The 3517-nt window shown below is 41.9% G+C and carries 2 protein-coding genes; both read right to left on the bottom strand.

All coding sequences use genetic code 11. The features are described from left to right. On the bottom strand, nucleotides 1–1540 hold a 1540-nt coding region (locus tag CAN34_RS01280), incomplete at its 3' end, for a porin family protein (RefSeq protein ID WP_089554094.1). Nucleotides 1541–1666: 126 nt separating this feature from the next. Next, nucleotides 1667–3517: transferrin-binding protein-like solute binding protein (locus CAN34_RS01275; RefSeq protein ID WP_165767593.1), on the bottom strand; the 1851-nt coding region annotated here is incomplete at its 5' end.

Below are 3517 nucleotides of genomic sequence, written 5' to 3'. Positions count from 1 at the left end.
TTTTGGTTAATAAGATCGTTGCTGCTTGTTCATCTCGATCATCATAATAAGCAAAGTTACTTGATGTGGTTTCGTAGTCGAATACCAGTCGCGGTGTGAGTCCCAATAAAGTAAAGTCGCGTTTCCATACTTGTAAACCTAATGAAGCTGTTTTGTCTTCTCTTGTTGAGCCAGGTTCGCCACCTACAGAAACATAATAGCCTTGCAAGGTACCACCTGCTAATGCATCTGCAGGATCGTCATATTTCTTAATGCCATATCCTAATGTTGTTAGTGTAGAGATACCTCGCTTCCATTCCCTACCCCAACCGGCGTTGACAGAGTTTCGATCGTAACTAATAATGCTGGATTTGGGTACATCATTTCGATAGTTACCTAAGCCGCCATAAAAATATTCTTTGGCATCCTTTATATAAAATGCATTTAACCCTAGAAACCTTCCGTCTGTTTCACGATTTGCATTACTATCATCCTCGAATGTTTCGTTAGAAAAAATAGTCGTTGCTGATAGTTTTAACTTTGGCTTCACCCAGCGTGAGCCGCTTACAGTTACACCTTTACGTAAACTATAAGGCTCTTCATCATAGTAGCGCTTGGTCACAAATGGCGTCAGAGAAACATCGTTTTTTGCATCATCATAGCCAACGCCAGCAGAGGCAGTTAATAGATAATCGTTATAATCGGTTTGGTCCCAATAGCCTTTTAAAGACGCATTACCACCTACGGTGGCATAGAAATTATTGGGCAAATTAAAGCGTTTATTGGCACTACCAGAGACCTGAAGCCCATTGGCAGTTTTTTGCTCAACAGAATTACCCCACTGCGATTGAATAGTCTTCGATGGCGCATCGTTTATATTGTTATCTCTTACATAGCTTGCAGAGGCATTAAACTGCCATTTTTCTGAATTATTTATCTGAGACAATGAATTTTTAACCCTAGCCATGACAGGAGCCGGAAGATCAACTGCCTGTAGCTTTAAAAACTGCTCTTTGGCAGCGGCATACTGTTTGTCTGCTTGCATGGCGATTGCCATATTGAGGCGGACGGGATGAAAATCTGGATCTTCTGCTAGCATACCGCGATAGATTTCAATGGCTTGCTTGTTTTTAGCTTCACTGCGATATATCAAAGCATCAGCGAACTTAATTAGCATTGGATCGTTAATCTCTAACGCTTTGTAATGAGGGAGTAGCTGCTTGACAGTTACCATATCTTGCGCAGCTAATGCATCATTCAAAAATTTGCTAAAAGCGGCTGGATTGGCTTTTAAAGCTTCTAAATTGTAAGCAGTTGCCTCTGCAAGTTGCTGGCGGCTTCTAATCGCATCTTGTGCTTCTGAATCTGAGATAACAGTAGAGGGTGCGGTAGGATCTGCCACTGAGGTTTGGTTTTGCCGTTTGATAAGTTCAGCAGCTTGATCAAGCTCAGGTCCTATCTCTGGTAACTCTGGGTCGGCTGCTATAGCTGATAGAGAAATCGCCATCATTGATAGCAAGATCGACGCTGTGAGAGGTTTACGCATATATTGATTATTCATAGGTATCCTTACCAAAGTACATTTGTTTACTTTATAAATTTAATCATCCTAAATGACTTTGAAGATTTAAGCGAGAAAAAAAGCGCCCTAAGACGCTTTTTCTTTACTCTGCACAGTCACAGCGATTTATTGCTTTTCAGCGCCAAAGGTTCCTTGGAATTTAGTACCTGTTCCAGCGACCGTTCCTTTACCGCCTTGCCCTGATGCATCTTGGTAGATACCGCCTAGGAATTTTGCATCAGGACCATAGAAGCCACCAGCGGTATCAATGCCATTGGCATTACCAGCAAAGGTATTACCAGTGATGTCTGCATTAATATTGATTTGGTTACCAGCAGGCATATACTTGTAGCCACCCGCCGCAAAAGATAATGTGCCATCGACTGAGCCATTCACAAAATCAACATTGAAAGCAGAAGTACCATTCACAGGTGCTGTAGAGGCATTGTCAGCCAAATGAATGTTCTCAATATAAGTTGCTACACCATTATATTGTGCCTTACCATCATTCACTTGTTTGAGTTTATCTATACCTGCTTGAGCAGTCAGATACCCTTGTACATAAACATTGGCTGCACGTGAGACGTCGCCTGCAGCTGAATCGAAGTTACCATAAACATGACCGACCTGCATCTGTGAATCAAAATTCTCATAAACAGCCTTATATTTATAAGTTGGATTGAAATTACCCTTTCCTGCATCTACCTTGATTTCCCCACTTGCATTCGTCAACGACACTTCAATAGGTTTTAACACAGAATCGGGCTTGACCATGTCTGCACGAACGACACCCGTGTTGAAGCTCTTGAAGTTATCACCTTTACGATTATCTACTGGTACTTCAGAACCATTCTCCGTTTTCAGTTCAGTCCAAGCAGATTTATCGTCGCGAATTTCAACATAGCCGATAGCATTATCAAGCTGACCTTGGCCAAATGGTAACGTTTTCTCTTTACTACTCAGTGCAGTCGATTGGAAGCCAGTCATTTTCGACTCAGTAGGATCTGGTATTACCTCAACTGTAGGATCTACTTTAGATGCACCATAAGTGCCTTTACCACCAGAGACTTGATAGACACCGCCTAAAAGCTTGGCATCTTCTCCGTAGAATCCGCCTTTAGTATCAACGCCATTCCAGTTACCTGAAAAGGTGTTACCAGTGATCTCAGCCTTTATTTTCTTATCACTGACGTTAGAGCCATCAAATGATAGCGTGCCATCAACTTGACTATCGACAAAGTCAACCTTGAACTCTGAGGTACCTATGATTGGATCGTGACCAATAATTTCAGCCTCACTATTACCTATGTAGCTAGCCACACCGTTATAAGCGACTTTGCCATCGTTAAGCTTATTTGCGATATTATACTGTGATAGATCCTTCATATACTGCATATCATCAGCAGCAGTACTATTACCTTGTATATTGACGCTTGATACTAAGTCTAGACGGAAACCATTGTTAGAAGTCTTGTAATCACCATGAATATGACCGATTTGCATTTGATCGTCGAAGTTTTTGTAGGTAGACGTATATTTCAAAGTTCTAAGACTACTACCCGGCTTGAGAGACTTGAGAGTACTCTTTTTGAAGCCACCCTCATAGTCTAAGTCAGTAGAATCTCTTAGACTCAGCTCAAGAGGATCATCGAAGCGACTCGTTCCCGTTTCGTTTAGCTTTGTAGTCAGCGTATCGTAATTGCTAGAAGAATTAGTGCTTATAGCACTATTATCACTACCAACGCTACTATTCTGGAAACCAGAGATAATGGTATTTGCCGCCATGACTGGATTAGTTGGTGCTGATGGTAACTGCTGTGCAGCTTCAAGAGCCTCTTCTGCCGCTTGTGCTCTAGCTTCGGCATCTAATTTCGCTTGTTTGGCTTCATCAGCATCAGTTTCAGCTTTAGCAGCTTGCGCTTTAGCATCTGCTGCTTGTTGGTTTGCTTCTGCTACTTTCTTATCCGCTTCAACTTT

Origin of the sequence: Psychrobacter sp. DAB_AL32B, from assembly GCF_002224105.1 — a bacterium.
Classification (GTDB): Bacteria; Pseudomonadota; Gammaproteobacteria; order Pseudomonadales; family Moraxellaceae; genus Psychrobacter.
This window is presented reverse-complemented; position numbering and strand designations above follow the sequence as displayed.